15 protein-coding genes are annotated in these 18,353 nt (G+C 47.3%); all 15 read left to right on the forward strand.

Going from position 1 to position 18,353, the window contains the following annotated elements; translation table 11 throughout:
- Positions 1 to 130 precede the first annotated feature (130 nt).
- The 15 genes from KCTCHS21_RS02690 (at position 131) to pyrB (ending at position 18,332) form a co-directional block, all read left to right on the forward strand.
- Positions 131 to 1,807, forward strand: a complete 1,677-nt coding sequence (locus KCTCHS21_RS02690) for an ABC transporter substrate-binding protein (protein WP_130605001.1) — start codon at positions 131 to 133, stop codon at positions 1,805 to 1,807.
- Positions 1,808 to 1,829: 22 nt separating this feature from the next.
- Positions 1,830 to 2,756: an ABC transporter permease gene (locus KCTCHS21_RS02695; RefSeq protein WP_130605002.1), complete on the forward strand. Its 927-nt coding sequence runs from the start codon at positions 1,830 to 1,832 to the stop codon at positions 2,754 to 2,756.
- 14 nt (positions 2,757 to 2,770) lie between these two features.
- A complete protein-coding gene (locus KCTCHS21_RS02700) occupies positions 2,771 to 3,610 on the forward strand; it encodes an ABC transporter permease (protein WP_130605003.1) in 840 nt (279 codons plus the stop codon).
- Between the two features lie 16 nt (positions 3,611 to 3,626).
- Positions 3,627 to 5,657, forward strand: a complete 2,031-nt coding sequence (locus KCTCHS21_RS02705) for a dipeptide ABC transporter ATP-binding protein (protein ID WP_130605004.1) — start codon at positions 3,627 to 3,629, stop codon at positions 5,655 to 5,657.
- A 38-nt stretch (positions 5,658 to 5,695) separates the two neighbouring features.
- Positions 5,696 to 6,556: a CoA transferase subunit A gene (locus tag KCTCHS21_RS02710; RefSeq protein WP_157993925.1), complete on the forward strand. Its 861-nt coding sequence runs from the start codon at positions 5,696 to 5,698 to the stop codon at positions 6,554 to 6,556.
- Entirely contained in the window at positions 6,553 to 7,290 is a 738-nt protein-coding gene (locus KCTCHS21_RS02715) for a CoA-transferase subunit beta (protein ID WP_130605006.1), read from the forward strand. The genes KCTCHS21_RS02710 and KCTCHS21_RS02715 overlap by 4 nt, the downstream gene beginning before the upstream one ends.
- 23 nt (positions 7,291 to 7,313) lie before the next feature.
- Positions 7,314 to 7,931 (forward strand): cysteine dioxygenase family protein, encoded by a 618-nt coding sequence (locus KCTCHS21_RS02720; protein ID WP_130605007.1) that lies wholly within the window; start codon positions 7,314 to 7,316, stop codon positions 7,929 to 7,931.
- A complete protein-coding gene (locus KCTCHS21_RS02725) occupies positions 7,924 to 9,117 on the forward strand; it encodes a CaiB/BaiF CoA transferase family protein (protein WP_130605008.1) in 1,194 nt (397 codons plus the stop codon). Before KCTCHS21_RS02720 ends, KCTCHS21_RS02725 begins: the two co-directional genes overlap by 8 nt.
- Positions 9,098 to 10,381, forward strand: a complete 1,284-nt coding sequence (locus KCTCHS21_RS02730) for an LLM class flavin-dependent oxidoreductase (RefSeq protein ID WP_157993926.1) — start codon at positions 9,098 to 9,100, stop codon at positions 10,379 to 10,381. The genes KCTCHS21_RS02725 and KCTCHS21_RS02730 overlap by 20 nt, the downstream gene beginning before the upstream one ends.
- Positions 10,374 to 11,342 (forward strand): LLM class flavin-dependent oxidoreductase, encoded by a 969-nt coding sequence (locus KCTCHS21_RS02735; RefSeq protein ID WP_130605010.1) that lies wholly within the window; start codon positions 10,374 to 10,376, stop codon positions 11,340 to 11,342. The genes KCTCHS21_RS02730 and KCTCHS21_RS02735 overlap by 8 nt, the downstream gene beginning before the upstream one ends.
- Before the next feature lie 190 nt (positions 11,343 to 11,532).
- Positions 11,533 to 12,297 carry a sugar phosphate isomerase/epimerase family protein gene (locus KCTCHS21_RS02740; RefSeq protein WP_130605011.1) on the forward strand — a complete coding sequence of 255 codons (765 nt, stop codon included), beginning with the start codon at positions 11,533 to 11,535 and terminating at the stop codon, positions 12,295 to 12,297.
- Positions 12,298 to 12,426: 129 nt separating this feature from the next.
- On the forward strand, positions 12,427 to 13,638 hold the full coding sequence (locus KCTCHS21_RS02745) for a GNAT family N-acetyltransferase (protein WP_232058051.1): 1,212 nt from the start codon (positions 12,427 to 12,429) through the stop codon (positions 13,636 to 13,638).
- 197 nt (positions 13,639 to 13,835) lie between these two features.
- On the forward strand, positions 13,836 to 14,075 hold the full coding sequence (gene secG, locus KCTCHS21_RS02750; RefSeq protein WP_130605012.1) for a preprotein translocase subunit SecG: 240 nt from the start codon (positions 13,836 to 13,838) through the stop codon (positions 14,073 to 14,075).
- A 137-nt stretch (positions 14,076 to 14,212) separates the two neighbouring features.
- A complete protein-coding gene (gene rnr / locus KCTCHS21_RS02755; protein WP_130616316.1) occupies positions 14,213 to 17,245 on the forward strand; it encodes a ribonuclease R in 3,033 nt (1,010 codons plus the stop codon).
- Between the two features lie 151 nt (positions 17,246 to 17,396).
- Positions 17,397 to 18,332 (forward strand): aspartate carbamoyltransferase, encoded by a 936-nt coding sequence (gene pyrB, locus KCTCHS21_RS02760; protein ID WP_130605013.1) that lies wholly within the window; start codon positions 17,397 to 17,399, stop codon positions 18,330 to 18,332.
- Positions 18,333 to 18,353: the final 21 nt, after the last annotated feature.

Here is an 18,353-nt window from a genome sequence, read left to right on the forward strand (position 1 = left end):
AATGAATTTTCTATTCGTTTTTTCAATTTTACAAAACCAAATTTATCATGTAGTATAACACACAGATAAAGCAGATAAAACACACGGGAATACTTGCAATTAAATTAAATGTGGATAGGCGGAGAGAAAAATGGTAAAAAGAATGGCTGTACTTAGTGTTTTATTGTTAACGATGGTAAGTATATTGGCCGGCTGTGGGGATGCCGCGAAGAATAAAGAGGGCGCAGTTGTCACAGAAACACCGAAGAGTGAGAATGTCAAAGAATCACCGAAGACTGAGGAATCCCGCAATGGCGGAGAATTGATCTTCGCATTGGCGGGCCCGGTTGCTGCCGACTCTTTCGATCCTCATAAATCAGGAATGGCTCAACAATACAGAGTAATCGGTTCGATCTTTGACAGATTGGTTGCGGAGCTTCCAGATCATACGATTAAACCGTGGTTGGCGGAATCTTGGGATGCTTCACCGGACGGCCTAGACTATACATTCAAGCTTAGGAAGGATGTTACCTTCCATGATGGTACGCCGTTTAATGCTGAAGCCGTAAAGTTCAACTTTGATCGGATCACGAATCCGGAAACAAAATCAGGCACCTCACTTAGCTGGCTGGGCACGTTCGAATCTTCCGATGTTATCGATGAATACACCATTCATGTGAAATTAAAAGCACCTTACGCGCCATTCTTAGGTAATCTGGCAAAAGCGCCACTGGGGATCGTTTCTCCGACAGCTGTAGCGAAGTATGGCGATCAATTCGCACAGAACCCCGTGGGAACAGGACCATTCAAATTTGAATCTCTGAAACCGAACACGGAATATGTTTTTGCACGTAATGAAAATTATAACTGGGCACCTCCTTACGCTAAGCATACAGGTCCTGCTTATGTGGACAAGCTCATTATCAAAAATGTAGAAGAAGAGGCAACCCGAGTTGGTGTACTACAAAGCAAGCAGGTTCATGCTGCTGACTTAATTCCTCCACAAAATGTTGTCGCACTAAAATCGGATAAGAACTTTCAAGTCATAGAAACTGAAATCTTAGGCAGCAATTTCTCATGGCATTTCAACGTGGAACGGGCACCGTTTAATGATGTGAAAATTCGTAAAGCCGTGCAGCTGGGCCTAAATATCGATGGCATTGTAAAAAGTCTCTATCTCGGTACGTATGAACGGGCTTGGGCTCCTTTATCCCCTTCTATTCTAGGGTATGATTCCTCTTTAGAAAATACATGGAAGCCGGATGTAGCTCTGGCTAATCAACAGCTGGAAGAGCTGGGCTGGGTTAAAGGTTCGGATGGTTATCGGAGCAAGGACGGTAAGAGATTAAAGATACAGGTATTAGAAATGGCCGGAAATCGGGAGAAAAGACAGGATATTGCCACCATCATTCAACAGCAATTAAAGGAAATTGGTGTAGAGGTTGTACTCGATGTTCTTCCTGTAGCTGGTTATGTTCAAAATCTTACAGACGGAGCCTATGATGTAGCTGGAGCAAGCCTGTTCGGTGGAGATCCGGACGTATTGCGTAGTCGTTACTTCTCCAAGAACTTTGGCGTGTTGGGCAACTTCTCGAGAGTATTTGATGAGCAGCTAGATGGATGGTTGCAGCAAGCTTATCAAGAACAGGATACAGCCAAGAGAGTTGATCTGTATAAGAAGATTCAGCAATATGTAACGACCGAACAAACGTTTACGATTCCGATCTATATACTGCCGTACACGATTGGAACAGTTAAAGAAGCACACGATATCTCATTCGATGGCACAGGTTTCCCTGTATTTTACGATGCATGGATCAGCAAATAAGTAGTAATAGAGGAGGATAAGGATGACCGCATTCATTATTCGCAGATTGTTTGTATCACTACTGGTCATCCTTGGCTCGTTAACTTTAGTTTTCTTTATTCTGCATATTCTGCCTGGAGATCCTGCAACGATTATGGCAAGCACTAATACTGCGACACCTGAAATGCTAGAAAATCTCAAACAGCAATTTGGTCTGGATCAGCCTATTCCTCTTCAATATTGGAATTACATGACTGAATTGCTGCGGGGTGATCTGGGGCACTCGTTGACCAACGGCGAACCGGTTGGACGGAAGCTGCTAGCGCAATTTCCGTCTACGCTTGTTCTCACCTTGCTGAGTATCGTAGCTGTCGTTATTAGCGGTATTTTGTTAGGAATCATAGCGGCTATTTTTGAAAACCGTTGGCCTGATTATGTGATACGCGCTCTATCGATTACCGGTATCTCGATGCCGACATTCTGGTCTGCTATTTTACTTATTCTCGTTTTTTCAGTGGAGCTGAATTGGTTTCCTGCTATCGGAAATGGGGGGATCGAGCATTTGGTTCTTCCGGTGTGTGCCCTCTCCTTAGTAGGAAGCGGCTTTCTGGCACGGATGGTCAGGAACAGTGTGCTTGAGGTGCTTCATGAGCCTTTTGTTCTGACACTACGTGCCAAAGGGCTGCCTGAGAAAATGGTTATAGGCAAGCATGTGCTACGCAATGCCTTAATACCAGCGGTTACGATGGTTGGATTATTGACCGGAGAGCTACTAGCAGGAGCCGTAGTTATTGAAACGATATTTGCGCGTCAAGGAATAGGAAGAGTCATTGTCGATGCCATAATGACGAAGGATTTGCCTGTTATTCGTGGGTCTATATTACTGACTTCCATTATATATGTAGTCGTCAATCTGTTGGTCGATATTTCTTATTCCATCATTGACCCTCGCATCAGGCAAAAGTCATAAGGAGGGAATTGTGGATGTCTGCTGCATTATACTTTCGCAGGTTAAGAAAATACGGGTTTCCATTGTTGGCGGCAATCATTATGGGTTTTATGGCGGTATGCGCTATATTTCCTTCTGCTATCGCTCCTTATGCTCCAACGGCTATGAACGCTAATGATGTCTTATCCTCTCCGGGCAGTAAATACTGGCTGGGTACTGATTATTTTGGCCGGGATATATTCAGCTTGATCGTCTATGGTAGTCAGCAATCGTTAGCCATTGGCCTCGTTTCGGTCATTATTGGTGGCGGAATTGGCACCTTGATTGGCGTAATTGCTGGATACACAGGCAGAGTAACAGATATGGTCCTTATGCGCTTTATAGATGTAATCATGACAATCCCCGGTATCCTACTAGCACTGGCTATATCGGCTGCGTTGGGTGCAAGTCTGTTTAATATGATTATTGCAGTCAGTGCGGCTACGATACCTGGCTATGCACGCATTATGAGGGGACAAGTCATGTCGGTAAAAGGAAGACCCTTTATCGAAGCGGCGAAAGCAGCGGGTGCTACGCCATTAGCTATTCTATGGAAGCATGTCCTGCCTAATTCACTTTCCCCGCTACTGGTTATGGCTGCAATTGGGATAGGAAATGCTGTCCTGGTCGGCTCTAGTCTAAGCTTCCTCGGTCTAGGTGTCCATGGAGAAGTGCCAGATTGGGGGGGCTTATTGTCACTGGGAAGAGGCTATTTGACCGTAGCGTGGTGGATTGCAACCTTTCCGGGATTTGCGCTAACTTTGCTGGTCGTATCGATGAACATACTGGGTGATGAGCTGCGCAATAAACTCGATCCGAAGAAAAGCCGGCACTAGCAAAGGAGTGAAGGGTATGCAACCACTTTTGAAAATCAATAAGCTTTCTATTAAGTTCAAGACAATAAAAGGAAATCTTGAGGCTGTTCAGGGAATGGAGCTGGATATCCATCGCGGTGAAATTGTCAGCCTAGTTGGCGAATCCGGCAGTGGTAAAACGGTTACTTCTCTAGCTATCCTCCAGCTATTCGATAAGGCACAAGGGTACAGCCTCTCAGGAGAAATAAACTGGAATGACGTAGATATAGCCTCTGTTTCTAAAAAGGATTTGAATAGGCTTCGCGGTAAGAAAATCGCAATGATATTCCAGGACCCGATGACGGCCTTAGATCCGTTGTTTACTATCGGCTCGCAAATTACGGAAGTCATTATCCGACATTTGGGTCTAAGTCGACGAGCTGCAGAGGATCAGGCGATATCTTTGCTCAAGAAAGTGGGCATTCCAGAAGCTCACTTGCGTGTTAAGCAGTTCCCCCATGAGCTTTCAGGTGGAATGAGGCAAAGGGCCATGATAGCTATGGCACTCGCCTGTGGTCCGGAGCTGCTTATAGCTGATGAACCAACAACGGCGCTAGATGTTACCGTACAAGCACAAATCCTTCATCTGCTACGAGAGCTGCAGCGAGAGATGGGATTAAGCATTCTATTAATTACGCATGATTTGGGTGTCGCTGCCCAGATGGCAGATAGAGTAGCTGTAATGTATGCCGGTAAAATTGTAGAGCAGGGAACGGCGCAGGAGCTATTCGATCAGCCTTGGCATCCGTATACGGAAGGGTTGATACGTTCGATTCCGACGCTTGATGGAAACCGCAATGAAAGACTGTACGCAATCGAAGGGGCAATTCCACACTTATTGGATTTGCCTGAAGGCTGCCGTTTTCATCCCCGCTGTCCCTATGCAACTGAAATATGCCGTAGGGAAGAGCCAGAGCTACCAACGGGTAATGGGCGAGTGGCTGCCTGTTGGAATACGGAGCTTCTCAAGGAAGCCAGTCGCTCGGATGCACCTTCAAAGAGTAAGTCTGTAATCGTTGAAATCCCTGCTTCTCAAGATAAAGAGGTTGAGAGGGAAGGGGTGCAGCCACTTATTCAAGTGGAGCGGGTGAGTAAATCATTTACTGTGCGTAATCAAGGAATTATGCGCAAGAAGCTAGATGTGCGTGCTGTCGATGAGGTGTCATTCGACATCTATGGAGGGGAAACCTTCGGTCTGGTCGGAGAGTCCGGCAGTGGAAAGACAACCTTGGGACGTCTCGTGCTGCAGCTGGAAAAGGCAGACAGCGGCCGTGTACTGTTCGATGGTCAAGATTTACTATCGATGTCCTCGAAGGAAATACGGGAACAGCGTCGCGATATGCAAATTATTTTCCAAGATCCGTTTAGTTCATTCGACCCCCGTTGGCGGGTTAGCGATATTATTAGCGAGCCATTAAAGGTGCATAACCTGTTAGATGCGCAATCAAGGCGGGATAAGGTGTCTGAAGTCATGCGAATGGTGGGATTGAACCCGGCATGGCAGGATCGCTATCCACATGAATTTTCCGGGGGCCAGCGTCAGCGCATTGGCATAGCCAGAGCAATTATTATGCAGCCTCGTTTCATTGTCGCAGATGAAGCGGTCTCCGCACTGGATGTGTCAGTACAGTCTCAGGTCATTAATCTCATGCAGGATTTGCAACGGGATTTGGGGCTGACGTATTTATTTATCGCGCATGGACTACAGGTCGTTCGGCATATTTCTACGAGAGTTGGCGTGATGTATTCAGGTAGATTAGTAGAGATCGCGCCTTCAGCTGAGCTATTCATACGACCAACACATCATTATACGAAAGCCTTGATTCAAGGTGTTCCGTCCATTGACCCTCAAAGCAGGAAGCCATTTGCACTGCTTCAGGGAGAACCACCATCTCTCGTTAATCCGCCAGAAGGCTGCCGGTTCCAGACAAGATGCCCGGCTGTTTCGGCTCGGTGCAAACAAGAGTCACCGCAATTACGCAAGATTGGTCCAGATCATTATGTAGCATGCCACGATCCGCTCCATTAGAGCTAGTGGATGAATATGCAAGGAGGTTGCAAGAAGAAATGACAGATAAATTCACAACATTGCAGCAGGCAGTTGAATGGGTGAGTGACGGGATGGTTGTTGCGATCAGCGGCAATATGGACATGTCACCCATGTCATTCATTCGGGAATTAATTAAGGCAGGTAAAAAGAATATTCAGCTTATATGTATAGGCTCTTCAGGTATAAATGCAGATATTTTACTGGGAAGTGACTCGCTGCGTTCGGTTGAATTTTCCCAAATCTCGCTTGGTGAGTTTGGATTTGCCCCACATTTCCGCCGCAGACTTGAAGAAGGCTCTATTGAGACGAAGGAGCATGCATGTCCAGCATTATTCTCAGCGATACAAGCCGGAGCTATGGGTATTCCTTTTATCCCGGTGCGCGGGCTGTTGGAAACCGATTATATGAACATTCGGACTGACTTCATTCGTATCAATAATCCCTACAATGTAGAGCAGAGCGTAGCTATTGTTCCTAGCATTCGACCGGATCTTGCTATATTTCACGCTTTTAAGGCGGATCGGAAGGGGAACGTGGTCGCTCATTCGCTGCAAAACAATCGTATATTAGCCCAAGCTGCCGTGAAGACGATCGTAACGGTAGAGGAAATTGTTACCGAACAGGAATTGGCAAGCAGTCAAGGCTCGCGTATTCCTTCAACGTATATTTCGGCAATTGTACATGCCCCTCATGGAGCACACCCTACAACCTGTCCGGGCTATTATCCAGCAGATGCCGACCATATTCGAGGATATGTTAAAGCTGCGAGCTCTCCGACTGATTTTCAGCATTATCTAGATAGTTATGAAACACCTACTACTGGTCGCACTGACACAGTTCCTGCTCATTCGATTGAGACGAAGGAGGTGGGAGTGTGAGTTATAACCACAACGAGCTGATGATATGTGCACTTGCTAGAGAGCTGAAGGATGGGGAAGTCATTGGAGTAGGCAACAATTCTCCCATTCCCGCTGCAGCATCCCTATTAGCAAAGGAGTTGCATGCTCCGAATGCTGAAGTGTATGTGATGGGACAGGCTGATTGGCCGTTCGAAGGGACGAAAGAGTTTTTTGATTTGATGCAGCGTGGGGGAGTCGATGTATTTTTCCTAAGTGGTGCGCAAATCGATGCCTACGGCAACATTAACCTGCACGTCATCGGCGACTACGATTCTCCGAAGGTGAGGCTGCCAGGTGGCGCGGGGGCGTCTGTTGTCTACTTTTTAAGTAAACGGACGTTTCTATTCAAAACCGATCATACACCGCAGGGTTTCCCTGAACAGCTAGATTTCAAAACAAGTGTGTCCTCTTCAGCGGCAGATGTAGATCGCCCAGGACGATTGGAAGGCGTATTTACACCGCTTGGTATTCTACGACCGTCTAGCTATGGAGGCCGATTGCAGCTATCCGCACTGGCTCCAGGCATAGAAGCTGATTATATCCAACAAAACACGGGGTTTGAGCTAGCTCTCAATCCAGAACCACCGTTTACTTTAGAAGAACCAACTGTCGAGGAGCTTTCTATCCTAAGGAACCAGGTGAGAGAGCAATTGAAAGAATTATATCCTGAGTTTGCTAGTACAGGGCTGCTCCATACACAGGATCAACAATAAAAAACGTAAAGGTGTGATAGTGAATGAGCCAATCCTATCAGCTACAACAATTTGACCAGGATGTAAAAAAGGTGCTGGCCGAAAATACAGATTTTAGAAGTATTATCGACGGGATCAAGCCGTACTTAGGTCAATTGCTAACTAACAAGCAGTTGCTTCCTCAAGAGTACCGTCAGCCAAAGGGCGATAAATATGCACAGTATTTATTGTACAAGCCGGAAGACGAATCTTATTCCGTCATTGCTTTCGTTTGGGGTCCCGGCCAAATATCACCGGTTCATGATCATTTGATATGGGGCCTAGTCGGTATTTATGAAGGAGCTATTGTAGAAAAGCGTTATCGTCAGGAGGATCGGGGAGAAGGACAAGAGCCTCGTTACGAGCTGCGAGAAGTGGGAGAAGTGACTGCGAAGGCAGGGGATATCTCATTTGTTTATCCGCCTAATTATGATATTCATAGTGTTGCGAACCCGTTCGAGCAAACGGCAATTGCCATTCATGTCTATGGAGCCGATGTGGGTGAACGTGTACGACATATCCATGATATCAACACCGGTGAACAACGCGATGTCATTACCAAGCATGATAATGCGACACCGATATACAAATCATTCGATGGGGCTGAATTCGACAATGCATAATCATGAGAAGGGTCCGCTGGCGGGCATCAAGGTATTGGAATTTGGACAAATTGCTGCTGGACCTTTCACAGGAATGCTACTGGCCGACTTAGGCGCCGATGTTGTGAAGGTTGAACGTCCTGGTACGGGTGACGGAATGCGGGAATGGCCGCCGTTCTATACGAATGCTGAAGGAGAAGGCTTTAGCTCGAATTTCAGCTCGCTTAATCGTAACAAAAGAAGCATTGTTATCGATTTTAATCTAAAGGAGCAGCTCGAGCGGCTCCTTACGCTATGTGAACAAGCGGATGTTATTATTGAGAATTTCCGACCCGGGGTGCTAGCTAAGTTCGGACTTGATTATGAAAGCCTACAAAGCATCAATCCAAAGCTAGTCTATTGCTCCATATCCGGATATGGGCAGACAGGGAGCTATGCGCGCAAGGGAGCCTTCGATGTGACCATTCAGGCAATCAGCGGATTGATGAGTGTGACAGGAGAAGAGCAGGGTGAGCCAGTTAAATGCGGCGTGCCTGTGGCGGATTTCTCCGCAGGGTTATATGCTGCTTACTCTGTGCTAGCGGCTTACATCCAATCGGAGAAAAGCGGACAGGGCGCCTACATTGATTGCTCCATGCTAGGTAGTGTGCTAGGGATATCGGCGCTACAGACAAGCGAGTACTTTGGTAATCAGGTTGCACCTAAAAGACTGGGGAGTGCTCATCCACGGAATGCCCCATATCAGGGCTTTCAGGGGAGTGATAAGCCTTTTGTAGTGGCTGCGGGTAACGATAAGCTTTGGCGCGAGGTGTGCCAGGCCGTTCAGCTGCCTGAATTATTTGAAGATGAACGTTTCTTCAGTCAATCGCAGCGGGCAGCCAATCAGAAGGAGCTTGCTAGCCTCCTACAGCAGCAGTTCAGTAAAAAAACAGCGGCGCAATGGCTGGAGGAGCTTGACCGGCGAGGTGTGCCCTGTGCACCTATTAATAATTATGAAGATATTCTTCATGATCCGCTTGTCAGCGAGTCTGGTTTGCTGCATGAGCTTGCTTTACCTAATCAAACATCTACGACGACAGTTGGTTTTCCAGTCAAGCTATCCGGGTTCCAATTTGATATTTATCGCAGTCCTCCACTGAAGGGCGAGCATTCAGAAGAAATATTGCAGGAATGGGGCGTGAATGAGAATGGGAAGAAGACAAAATGAACAGCTGAAATTCGGTGTGCTACTTAATAGCACAGGAATGCATCTGGGTGCCTGGAAGCGGGAAGCTGCTAAACCAGAGCAAGCTTTGGAGCAAAGCTATTTGCGTCACTTGGCTGAATGGGCGGAGCGGGGTAAGTTTGATTTTATTTTTCTAGCGGATTCATTGTTCTATATGGTAGATCGTCCTGCTATTACGAGTGCGGCCGTTCGTCTGGAGCCCTATGTCATGCTATCTGCGCTATCTGTTTGGACGAATCGCATCGGTTTGGCAGCTACAGTATCTACTTCGTTTAACGAACCCTTCCATCTAGCAGAGTCTTTCGCCGAGTTGGACACGCTTAGTCAGGGGCGCGCCGCTTGGAATATTGTGACCTCGGTTAGTGATATGGAGGCGCAAAATTATAGTCGTGACAAGATTAACGAGCATAGCAAGCGCTACGAGGTAGCTGATGAATTTGTTGAGCTTGTAGGCAAGCTATGGGACAGTGTTGACCCGATTGAGCATAAGGGAGAGCATTTTTCAGTGTCGGGTGCATTGCCATACGCAGCTATTCCACAAGGGCGCCCTGTTTATATCCAAGCTGGCTCTTCCCCTGTTGGACAGATTTTTGCAGCTAAGCATGCCGAGGTTGTATTTACCCAGCTGAGTACGTTGAGTGAGGCAAAGCAATTTTATGCGAATGTAAAATCTGGTGTGGAGCGTGCAGGAAGAAATCCAGATGATCTGAAAATCCTCCCGGCGCTTGCTCCTATTCTAGGTGCCACTGTGGAGGAAGCCAAGCAGAAAGAAGATGAGCTACACTCGCTTGTCGATCCGCAAATTGGATTGCGTATGCTGTCATCGTTATTTAATCATGATCTATCCGTGTATCCGCTAGATGGACCTTTGCCAGCTATTGCGGAAACGAATGGGATTAAAAGTACGGTTAAAGTGATGGAAAGCCTTGGGATAAATGATGGATGGACGATTCGGCAGATCAGTCAGCGATTTGCGGGGACTCGCGGCAATCAATTGTTCGTCGGAACACCGCAGCAGCTAGCTGATCACATGCAGGAATGGTTTGAGGAGCGCGGCTGTGACGGGTTTAATCTTACGTTCCCTATCCTTCCTGATGGTCTGGAATATTTTGTAGAGCATGTTGTCCCAATTCTTCAGGAGCGGGGAATCTTCCGTGAGGATTACAGCGGTACGACATTGCGTGAGCATCTAGCGCAGTCCAAGGTAGAAGCCCAGAAGGCGACGGGGGGAAATCAAAATGACTAACGGCATTAAGCAGATGCATATCGGTGTTCGTTTCCAGCAAAGCCCGGCAAAGCCCGATGCTTTCCGCATCCTGCAGGAGCTGGCTGAAGAGGCTGAGAGCAGTAAGCTGGATTTCGTTACTTTTGCCGGACCTACAGAATCGTTAGGGCTCGTCTCTGCCCTAAGTGTGAGTACCCGCCATATTGGCCTCACTGCTACTATTCCTATAGGCTTCCATGAGCCTTATAATATTGCTCGCAAGCTAGCTTCACTTGATCATATCAGCAAAGGCAGAGTAGCTTGGAAGTGGGACATCGTACCAAGTGAAGTGTATGCAGCTAATTTTGCCCATATCCCTGTTCGCAGCACAGCGGAGACATATGAGCGAGCAGCCGAATTGCTAAATGTCGTTAAGGGCTTGTGGGATGCATGGGAAGAAGATGCGATCAAGAATGACAAGGTGTCCGGTGTATATGCCAATGGGCTTCAGATTCATGAGCTTCATCATAAAGGAGCATGGTTTAAGGTGAAGGGAGCCATTAATCTTCCGCGTCCGCCGCAGGGGAACCCTGTCCTGATCCATACAGCTTCCGATGCAGAAGATGTCGCCTTTGCAGCCGGCCATGCGGAAGTTGTGCTTCAAGGTAACCTCTCACTTAATGACGCTATTGAGCAATACAAGCGAATCAAGACGCTGGCTGAGCAAAGTGGCAGGAAGGCAAAGGATGTCATCGTCTTGCAGCAGGTGCAGGTTTCGGCAGAAGAGCAGGGGTTAACATCATCCTTACAGCAATGGTTTCAAGCTGGGGCTTGCGATGGGTTTGTCTTGCAGCTTGAAGATGATCAGCGCCAGATCCGTCAGATTCGGGAGCAGGTTATACCAGCCTTGCAGAGAAGTGGCCTGTTTCGCCTAGAGTATACCGGTAGCACGTTAAGGGAGCATCTTGGTCTGAGCAGACCCATTATTGCTGTTAAGCAATAACCAATTATCGGGGAAGATAGCTGCTTGGGTACTTTTCGGAGGATTCATTATTCCAAAATGCCATATAAAGAGGACAAAAACCCTCATCGTGAGAATGCGTTCTTCAGTCTATAATAGAGAATAGAAGTCGATTTAAGATGGAACGGGCTTCCAAATAGATCTGATCCAATTATAGGGATGGTGGAATGAAATGAGTAAACCGCAAGTAGCCATACAATTATATTCCGTTCGTGATCGTAGTGAGAAGGACTTCCTAGGAACGATTAAGGAAATCGGGGAAATTGGTTACCGCAACGTTGAGCTGGCAGGTTATTATGGACATTCAGCTAAAGAGGTTCGCCAAGCGTTGTCCGATGCTGGACTCCATGCACCTTCTGCACATGTTGGACTTTCAGTAGGCGATTCTGCTATTTGGGATAATCTTAAGTCACAAGTAGAGTATGGCTTGGAGCTGGGCTTGAAGCGTTTTATCGTTCCTTATTACCCACTTGGAGAAAATCCTACATTGGATGCTGTGCACTCCATGGCAGATACGCTTGAGCAAGCTGCGAAGATCGTGAAAGAAGCGGGCTTGGATTTCGGTTATCATAACCATGCATTTGAGTTTCTACCAGTCGAAGGCAAGCTAGTTATTGATCACATTCTGGAACGCATTCCGGCTGAGCTCTTATTTGCTGAATTCGATCTAGGCTGGGTGAAGGTGGCTGGTCAAGATCCTGCAGCGTATGTGAAGAAATATGCAGGACGTGTTCCTGTCGTACATGCTAAGGATTTCAAAGCAGACGGCAAGGATACTGAAATCGGCAAAGGAACAGTTGACTGGGATGCTGCACTAGCTGCATGCGAATCAACTGGCGTGGAATACGTTATTATCGAGCAAGAGCAGTATGATATCTCGTCGCTGGAAAGCGCAAAGCTTAACTTCGCATGGTTTAAAGAGCGCGGCTGGCTGTAAGCTTAGCTTCTCAAATTTGGCTCCCTCTTGGTCTATACAGACTCGAGGGAGCTTTTTGGTTATTCTAAGGATATTAGCTTCAAGCGTACCCTTCTTGAATAGGCTTCAGCTAATTGTTAGTATAGGGAAATGATAGCTGGAAAAGGTGGTGTGATGATGGAAATTAGGCAGCTGAGAGTGGATGAGTTCGAGAGCCGTGTGGCACTATCTCAATTTGCATTTCAATATCAGGTAGCTCCTGAGCAGATGGAAGCTCGGAGATTAGCATTCCGTCCAGAGCACGATTGGGGCGCATTCGATGAGCAGGGTGCATTGATGTCAGCGCTATTGCTTAATCCTCTTGAAATCTGGGTGCAGGGCAAACAGTTCCAGATGGGCGGTGTAGCTGGGGTTGCGACTTGGCCGGAAGCAAGAAGACAAGGCTGTGTGAGCAAATTACTCGTTCATGCGCTGGAAACAATGAGGAATAACGGTCAAACCGTCAGCATGCTGCATCCGTTCGCCTTTTCTTTTTACCGTAAATATGGGTATGAGATGACATTGGAGTACAAGCAGTACAAGTTTGAACCGCATCAGCTTCCTTCTCGAACTGAGACTCCAGGTCAAATCAAGCGAATGACTGAGCCTAATATCGAGCTGTTAAATAGCATCTACACTGCCTATGCTTCACGTTTTAACGGACCCTTGGTTCGGACTCCAGAATGGTGGAAAGATAGGGTGCTGACCAAAACAGGACGATTTGCGGTTTATTATAGTGCAGATAATGTGCCTGAAGGCTATGTGTTCTATCATGTCGCGGACAAAAAGCTGGTCATTAACGAGTGGGTAAGCACGAATGAAGTGTCCCGAGTAGCCTTGTGGACGTACATTAGCAATCATGACTCGATGGTAACAGAGGTGATCATTAGCGTACCTATCGACGATCCACTGCCGTTCCTGTTGTCTGATCCGAGAATTAAGCAAGAGATCGTACCCTATTTCATGTCTCGTATTGTCGATGCACAAGGTTTTGTAGCGCAATATCCTTGGGCTGAGGGACTGCAGGAGGAAGAAGTCTTGCTGAGCCTAACCGACGCGCATGCTCCATGGAACAATGGAAGCTATCGGTTGGTGTGGACCGCTGAGGGGGCTGGACAGCTGGAAGCATTGGAGGATGGTGTATCTACAGCTGAAAAGGATGTAATCTCATGTGATATCCAGTCGTTGACGGCTATGCTGCTTGGCAACCGGAGACCGAGCTTCTTGCTGGAAGTCGGAAGAATAAGCGGCTCAGTGGAAAATGTGGCACGATTAGAGCGTCATATTCCGACAAAGACGACGTTCTTGATGGATTTTTTCTAAAAGGGATACACAGCAATTGGAAGGAATGGTTGTCAACACGCTAGGCGTTGTGATAAAATGAGAATACTGTTTTTGTATTCAATATCAGAAGTTTAAGGTTCGACATCCTTATCCTCATCTGATATCTCGATGCAAACGTATATAGCCGTCTGTAGATGGCTAAACCGTTTTACATGGGTAATTGGGAGGTGTAAGCGATGGACGTCGTTCTTAAAATAATCTTGGTTATCTTCTCATTAGGCCTAATTGCTGTTGTTTTGCTACAGCGTGGTAAAAGTGCTGGTTTGTCAGGCGCTATTACGGGTGGAGCTGAGCAATTATTCGGTAAACAGAAGGCACGCGGTCTTGACCTGTTCTTGCAGCGTCTGACTGTTGGTTTGGCGATTGGTTTCTTTATCCTTTCTTTGGTAGTCGCTTATTTCGTTAAAGCGGCTTAATTAACAACAGAGATCAGGCAGGAAGCGGTAGCTTCCTGCCTTTTTTTGTGTAAATGTGCATTGGATTGGGATGTTCATCCGATTGCCGAAGGCATAAAGTGTGTATACTATAGTAGGACGAGGTGATATGGATGCCGATGTGCACGGAGCAGGAGTTGCTCGATTTCATGCGGGAAACCGCTTATAAACCAATGACTTATAAAGAATTAGAGAAACATTTTGGCATAGAGGATGCATTTGAATTTAAGACATTCCTGAAGCTGTTGACCGAGATGGAGCAGGATGGAAAAATTCTACTAACCCGTACAGAACGCTATGGCGTTCCGGAACGGATGAATTTGCTGCGCGGTCGTATCCAAACCCATCCGAAGGGCTTTGCATTTCTAATCCCGGATGATAAGGAGCATCCCGACTTGTACATTCACGCGAATGACTTGAAGGGAACGATGAATGGGGATATTGTGCTTGCACGAGTATCCGCTAAGAACGAGAATGGCAAGCTTGAAGGCGAGATTGTTCGCATCATTAAACGGGCTGTGACGCAAGTCGTAGGTTTATTCCATAATCATGATAGCTATGGCTTCGTAGTGCCGGATGACAAACGCATTAACAAGGATATCTTTATCCGGGGCGAAGGCTTCAAGGGTGCGATAACAGGTCAGAAGGTTGTCGTTAATATTATTACATATCCAGAAGGACGCTCAGCTGCTGAAGGTGAGATCGTGGAAATTCTGGGGCATAAGGATGATCCAGGCGTCGATATTCTGAGTATTATCCGCAAGCATGGATTGCCGGAGAGCTTTCCTGGTGATGTGCTTGAGGAAGCGGACAAGGCTCCTGATACGATCACAGAAGATGAGATTGTACAGCAGGGTCGTCGTGATTTGCGTAGCAAGGTTATCGTTACGATAGATGGCGAGGACGCTAAAGATCTCGATGACGCAGTAAATGTAGAAGGCTTACCTAACGGTAACTACTTGCTAGGTGTGCATATTGCCGACGTTAGTTACTATGTGCGGGAGAAGTCTAAGCTGGATGAAGAAGCGTATAATCGGGGCTGCAGTGTGTACTTGGTTGACCGAGTTATTCCTATGCTCCCACATCGCTTATCCAATGGTATCTGCTCCTTGAATCCTCAGGTGGATCGGTTGACGATGTCCTGTGAGATGGAGTTCGAGCCAGGAACAATGAAGCTGGTTCGCCATGACATCTTCACAAGCGTCATTCGGACAAAGGAAAGAATGACCTACACGAATGTCCGTAAAATATTAAATGAAGAAGATCCGGAAGTAGCCGAGCGTTATGCGGATTTAGTCGATACATTTAAGCTCATGCAAGAGCTGGCTATGGGTCTTCGCGGAAACCGGATGAAGCGGGGCGCAATCGACTTCGAATTCCAAGAAGCTAAAGTGATTGTCGATCCTCAGGGCAAGCCAGTTGAGATTGTTAAAAGAGAACGTTCAATTGCCGAGCAGATTATCGAAGAATTCATGCTTGTGGCAAATGAGACGGTCGCTGAGCATTTCCATTGGCTGAAGGTTCCTTTCATCTACCGGATCCATGAAGAGCCTTCTAATGAAAAGCTGATGACTTTCATGCAGTTTGCAGGTAACTTCGGTTACGCCGTTCGGGGTAAAGGCAATACCGTTCACCCTCGCGCGCTACAAACTTTATTGGAAGAAATACAGGGAACTAAGGAAGAGACCGTTCTTAGCACGATGATGCTGAGATCGATGAAGCAAGCTAAGTATGATGCCGAAAGCTTGGGCCATTTTGGCTTGGCAGCGGAATATTACTCTCATTTTACTTCGCCGATTCGTCGTTATCCCGATCTTGCTATTCATCGCGTAATGCGTGAGGTGCTTGAGAACGGTGGCACTTTGCCGGACAATCGTTACGATTCGCTTAATGCCCGTATGCCGGACATTGCTTCGCAATCTTCGGAACGCGAGCGTGTAGCGGTAGATGCAGAACGCGATACCGAGAAGCTGAAAAAGGCTGAGTTCATGCTCGATAAGATCGGTGAAGAATTTACCGGAATTATTAGTGGTGTGACTAGCTTCGGAATGTTCATCGAGCTGGAAAATACGGTCGAAGGCCTCATTCGTCTAAGTGATCTGACGGACGATTATTATCATTTCCATGAGTTGCATATGGCTTTGATTGGCGAGCGTACGTCGAAGATTTACCGGATTGGCGATGAGGTGAAAATTCGTGTAGCTCGGGTTAACATGAGCGATCATACAATCGATTTTGAGATGATGGATATGAAATCGCGTAGTGGAAGCCGTGTGAGCTTCGTAGATGCACGCGGACCGGGTGGCTTCGATCGGAAGCGTAAGAAGCGCAATGCTGCTGGCAAGTTTGCCGGTATTGGCGGCGGCTCCGGTGGTGGTCACAATCGCGGCGGACGCGGTGGCGATAGGCCTAGTGGCAAAGGTGAAAGAAGCGGTAGCGGTCGACCTGGCCAAGCCAATCAACAGGGTGGACAACCTGGCCGAGTTAGACATGCAGATGAAAGCATCATCATTAATGATGCATCGCAGGCGCAGGCTGACGATAGAACTAGAAGCAAGCGCAAGAGGAAGCCGGGTGCACATAAAGAGAATCTGGAAGCACGGGGTTCTGTTGAGCAGATTCAAGTGTCTCCCACTCCAGTGGTATCTCCGGACTCGGCGGGCCATGCAGGTGGACGTCCTCCTAGACGTAAGGACGGAAACGGTTCTAATACAAGCTCTAATGCTGGGTCTAATGCAGGTCCTAACGCTGGTTCTGGAACCGCTTCGAAGGAAACGGTATCCAACGGCTCCTCAACATCGAACGGATCTTCGGTATCCAGTGGTACTTCAGCGCCTAATGGCAATTCAGTATCACTTGGAGCGAGACCGAATAACTCAAATGGTTCGCAAGGATCAAACGGTTCAAGCAGCTTGTTCCCTGCAAAGCGTGGCAAGCTAGATATGTGGGGACTACCTCGCTCCGGCAATTATCCGAAAAACGCGGATGATGGCACGGACGGTACGAAGCCACCACGTAAGGGTGGCGGCGGTGGTGGAGGACGGGTTAACCGCGCTCCTAAGCCTTTCACTAAAGCGGAAGCATCCGTTCCGAAGCCAAGTGGAGACAAGCCAAGAAGAAATAAAAAGCCTAAGCCAGAAGTTAAAGAATAAGCCAAATGGAGCCTTCCGGAGATCAATTCTGGGAGGCTCTTCTGCCGAAGTATAGATCGATGACAATACTGCGGATATCATTTTACAAACTTCGCCGTATCTTATAGGATAGTACTTAGTGTGTACGGAGATTTTGGGGAGGCAGATAGGTATGAAAAAGCTATATCACGTGCTCGGAGCGAAGCAATTCGCGAAGGAAGAGCTGGAGCAGCTGTTCGATGAAGCGCAAGCAATGGAAGGAATTGTTGCGCGCGGCGGGGATAGACGGCATGAAGGAAGAATTATGACGACTTTATTCTTCGAGGCTAGCACAAGAACACGGCTTTCGTTCGAATCAGCGATGCATCGGCTCGGCGGTAGTGTTATCGGTACGGAAAATGCAGCGCAATTTTCTTCCGCGATAAAGGGAGAGACGCTTGAGGATACGATTCGAATCATTAGCGGCTACAGCGATGTTTTCGTTATGCGGCATACTGAAATTGGTGCGGCGCAGCGTGCTGCGAAGGTATCGGGCATTCCGGTTATCAATGCAGGGGACGGCGCGGGTGAGCATCCTACTCAGGCTCTGCTTGATGCATACACGATTCGCAAGGAGTTTGGCAAGATCGATGGGCTTAAGATTGCGATGGTTGGAGATTTGGCGTATGGACGTACGGTGCACTCATTGAGTTATATTTTAGCTAATTATCAGGATGTTATGATTTATTATATCTCTCCAGACAATGTGCGGATTCCAGACAACGTGAAGAAGTACTTGGATGAGAAGGGAATTCGCTATCAGGAAACGAATGACCTAGATTCAGTTGCGGGCACAATAGATGTGCTATACCAAACCCGGATTCAGAAGGAGCGTTTCCCGTCTCTCGAGGAGTATGAGAAGGCTTCTGGTCAATTCATTGTTGATGCAGAGCTGTTGTCTCGTATGCGCAAAGACACCATTGTTCTTCATCCTCTACCTCGCGCAGGAGAGATCACGGAGGAAGTCGATTCTGATCCTCGCGCCGCCTATTTCCGCCAAGCTGTGAATGGTCTATACATCCGAATGGCTCTAATCGACAGATGTATAACTCAATCTCAGGGTAAATAGGATAAAGCTGGAGTCTCTTCT

The sequence above is a fragment of the Cohnella abietis genome (assembly GCF_004295585.1).
GTDB classification, from domain to species: Bacteria; Bacillota; Bacilli; order Paenibacillales; family Paenibacillaceae; genus Cohnella; species Cohnella abietis.

Bases quoted from the DNA above. Each gene is read 5' to 3' on its own strand.
- KCTCHS21_RS02690 (WP_130605001.1), top strand. From the start codon at position 131: ATGGTAAAAAGAATGGCTGTACTTAGTGTTTTATTGTTAACGATGGTA.
- KCTCHS21_RS02695 (WP_130605002.1), top strand. From the start codon at position 1,830: ATGACCGCATTCATTATTCGCAGATTGTTTGTATCACTACTGGTCATC.
- KCTCHS21_RS02700 (WP_130605003.1), top strand. From the start codon at position 2,771: ATGTCTGCTGCATTATACTTTCGCAGGTTAAGAAAATACGGGTTTCCA.
- KCTCHS21_RS02705 (WP_130605004.1), top strand. From the start codon at position 3,627: ATGCAACCACTTTTGAAAATCAATAAGCTTTCTATTAAGTTCAAGACA.
- KCTCHS21_RS02710 (WP_157993925.1), top strand. From the start codon at position 5,696: ATGACAGATAAATTCACAACATTGCAGCAGGCAGTTGAATGGGTGAGT.
- KCTCHS21_RS02720 (WP_130605007.1), top strand. From the start codon at position 7,314: ATGAGCCAATCCTATCAGCTACAACAATTTGACCAGGATGTAAAAAAG.
- KCTCHS21_RS02725 (WP_130605008.1), top strand. From the start codon at position 7,924: ATGCATAATCATGAGAAGGGTCCGCTGGCGGGCATCAAGGTATTGGAA.
- KCTCHS21_RS02730 (WP_157993926.1), top strand. From the start codon at position 9,098: ATGGGAAGAAGACAAAATGAACAGCTGAAATTCGGTGTGCTACTTAAT.
- KCTCHS21_RS02735 (WP_130605010.1), top strand. From the start codon at position 10,374: ATGACTAACGGCATTAAGCAGATGCATATCGGTGTTCGTTTCCAGCAA.
- KCTCHS21_RS02740 (WP_130605011.1), top strand. From the start codon at position 11,533: ATGAGTAAACCGCAAGTAGCCATACAATTATATTCCGTTCGTGATCGT.
- KCTCHS21_RS02745 (WP_232058051.1), top strand. From the start codon at position 12,427: ATGATAGCTGGAAAAGGTGGTGTGATGATGGAAATTAGGCAGCTGAGA.
- secG (WP_130605012.1), top strand. From the start codon at position 13,836: ATGGACGTCGTTCTTAAAATAATCTTGGTTATCTTCTCATTAGGCCTA.
- rnr (WP_130616316.1), top strand. From the start codon at position 14,213: ATGTGCACGGAGCAGGAGTTGCTCGATTTCATGCGGGAAACCGCTTAT.
- pyrB (WP_130605013.1), top strand. From the start codon at position 17,397: ATGAAAAAGCTATATCACGTGCTCGGAGCGAAGCAATTCGCGAAGGAA.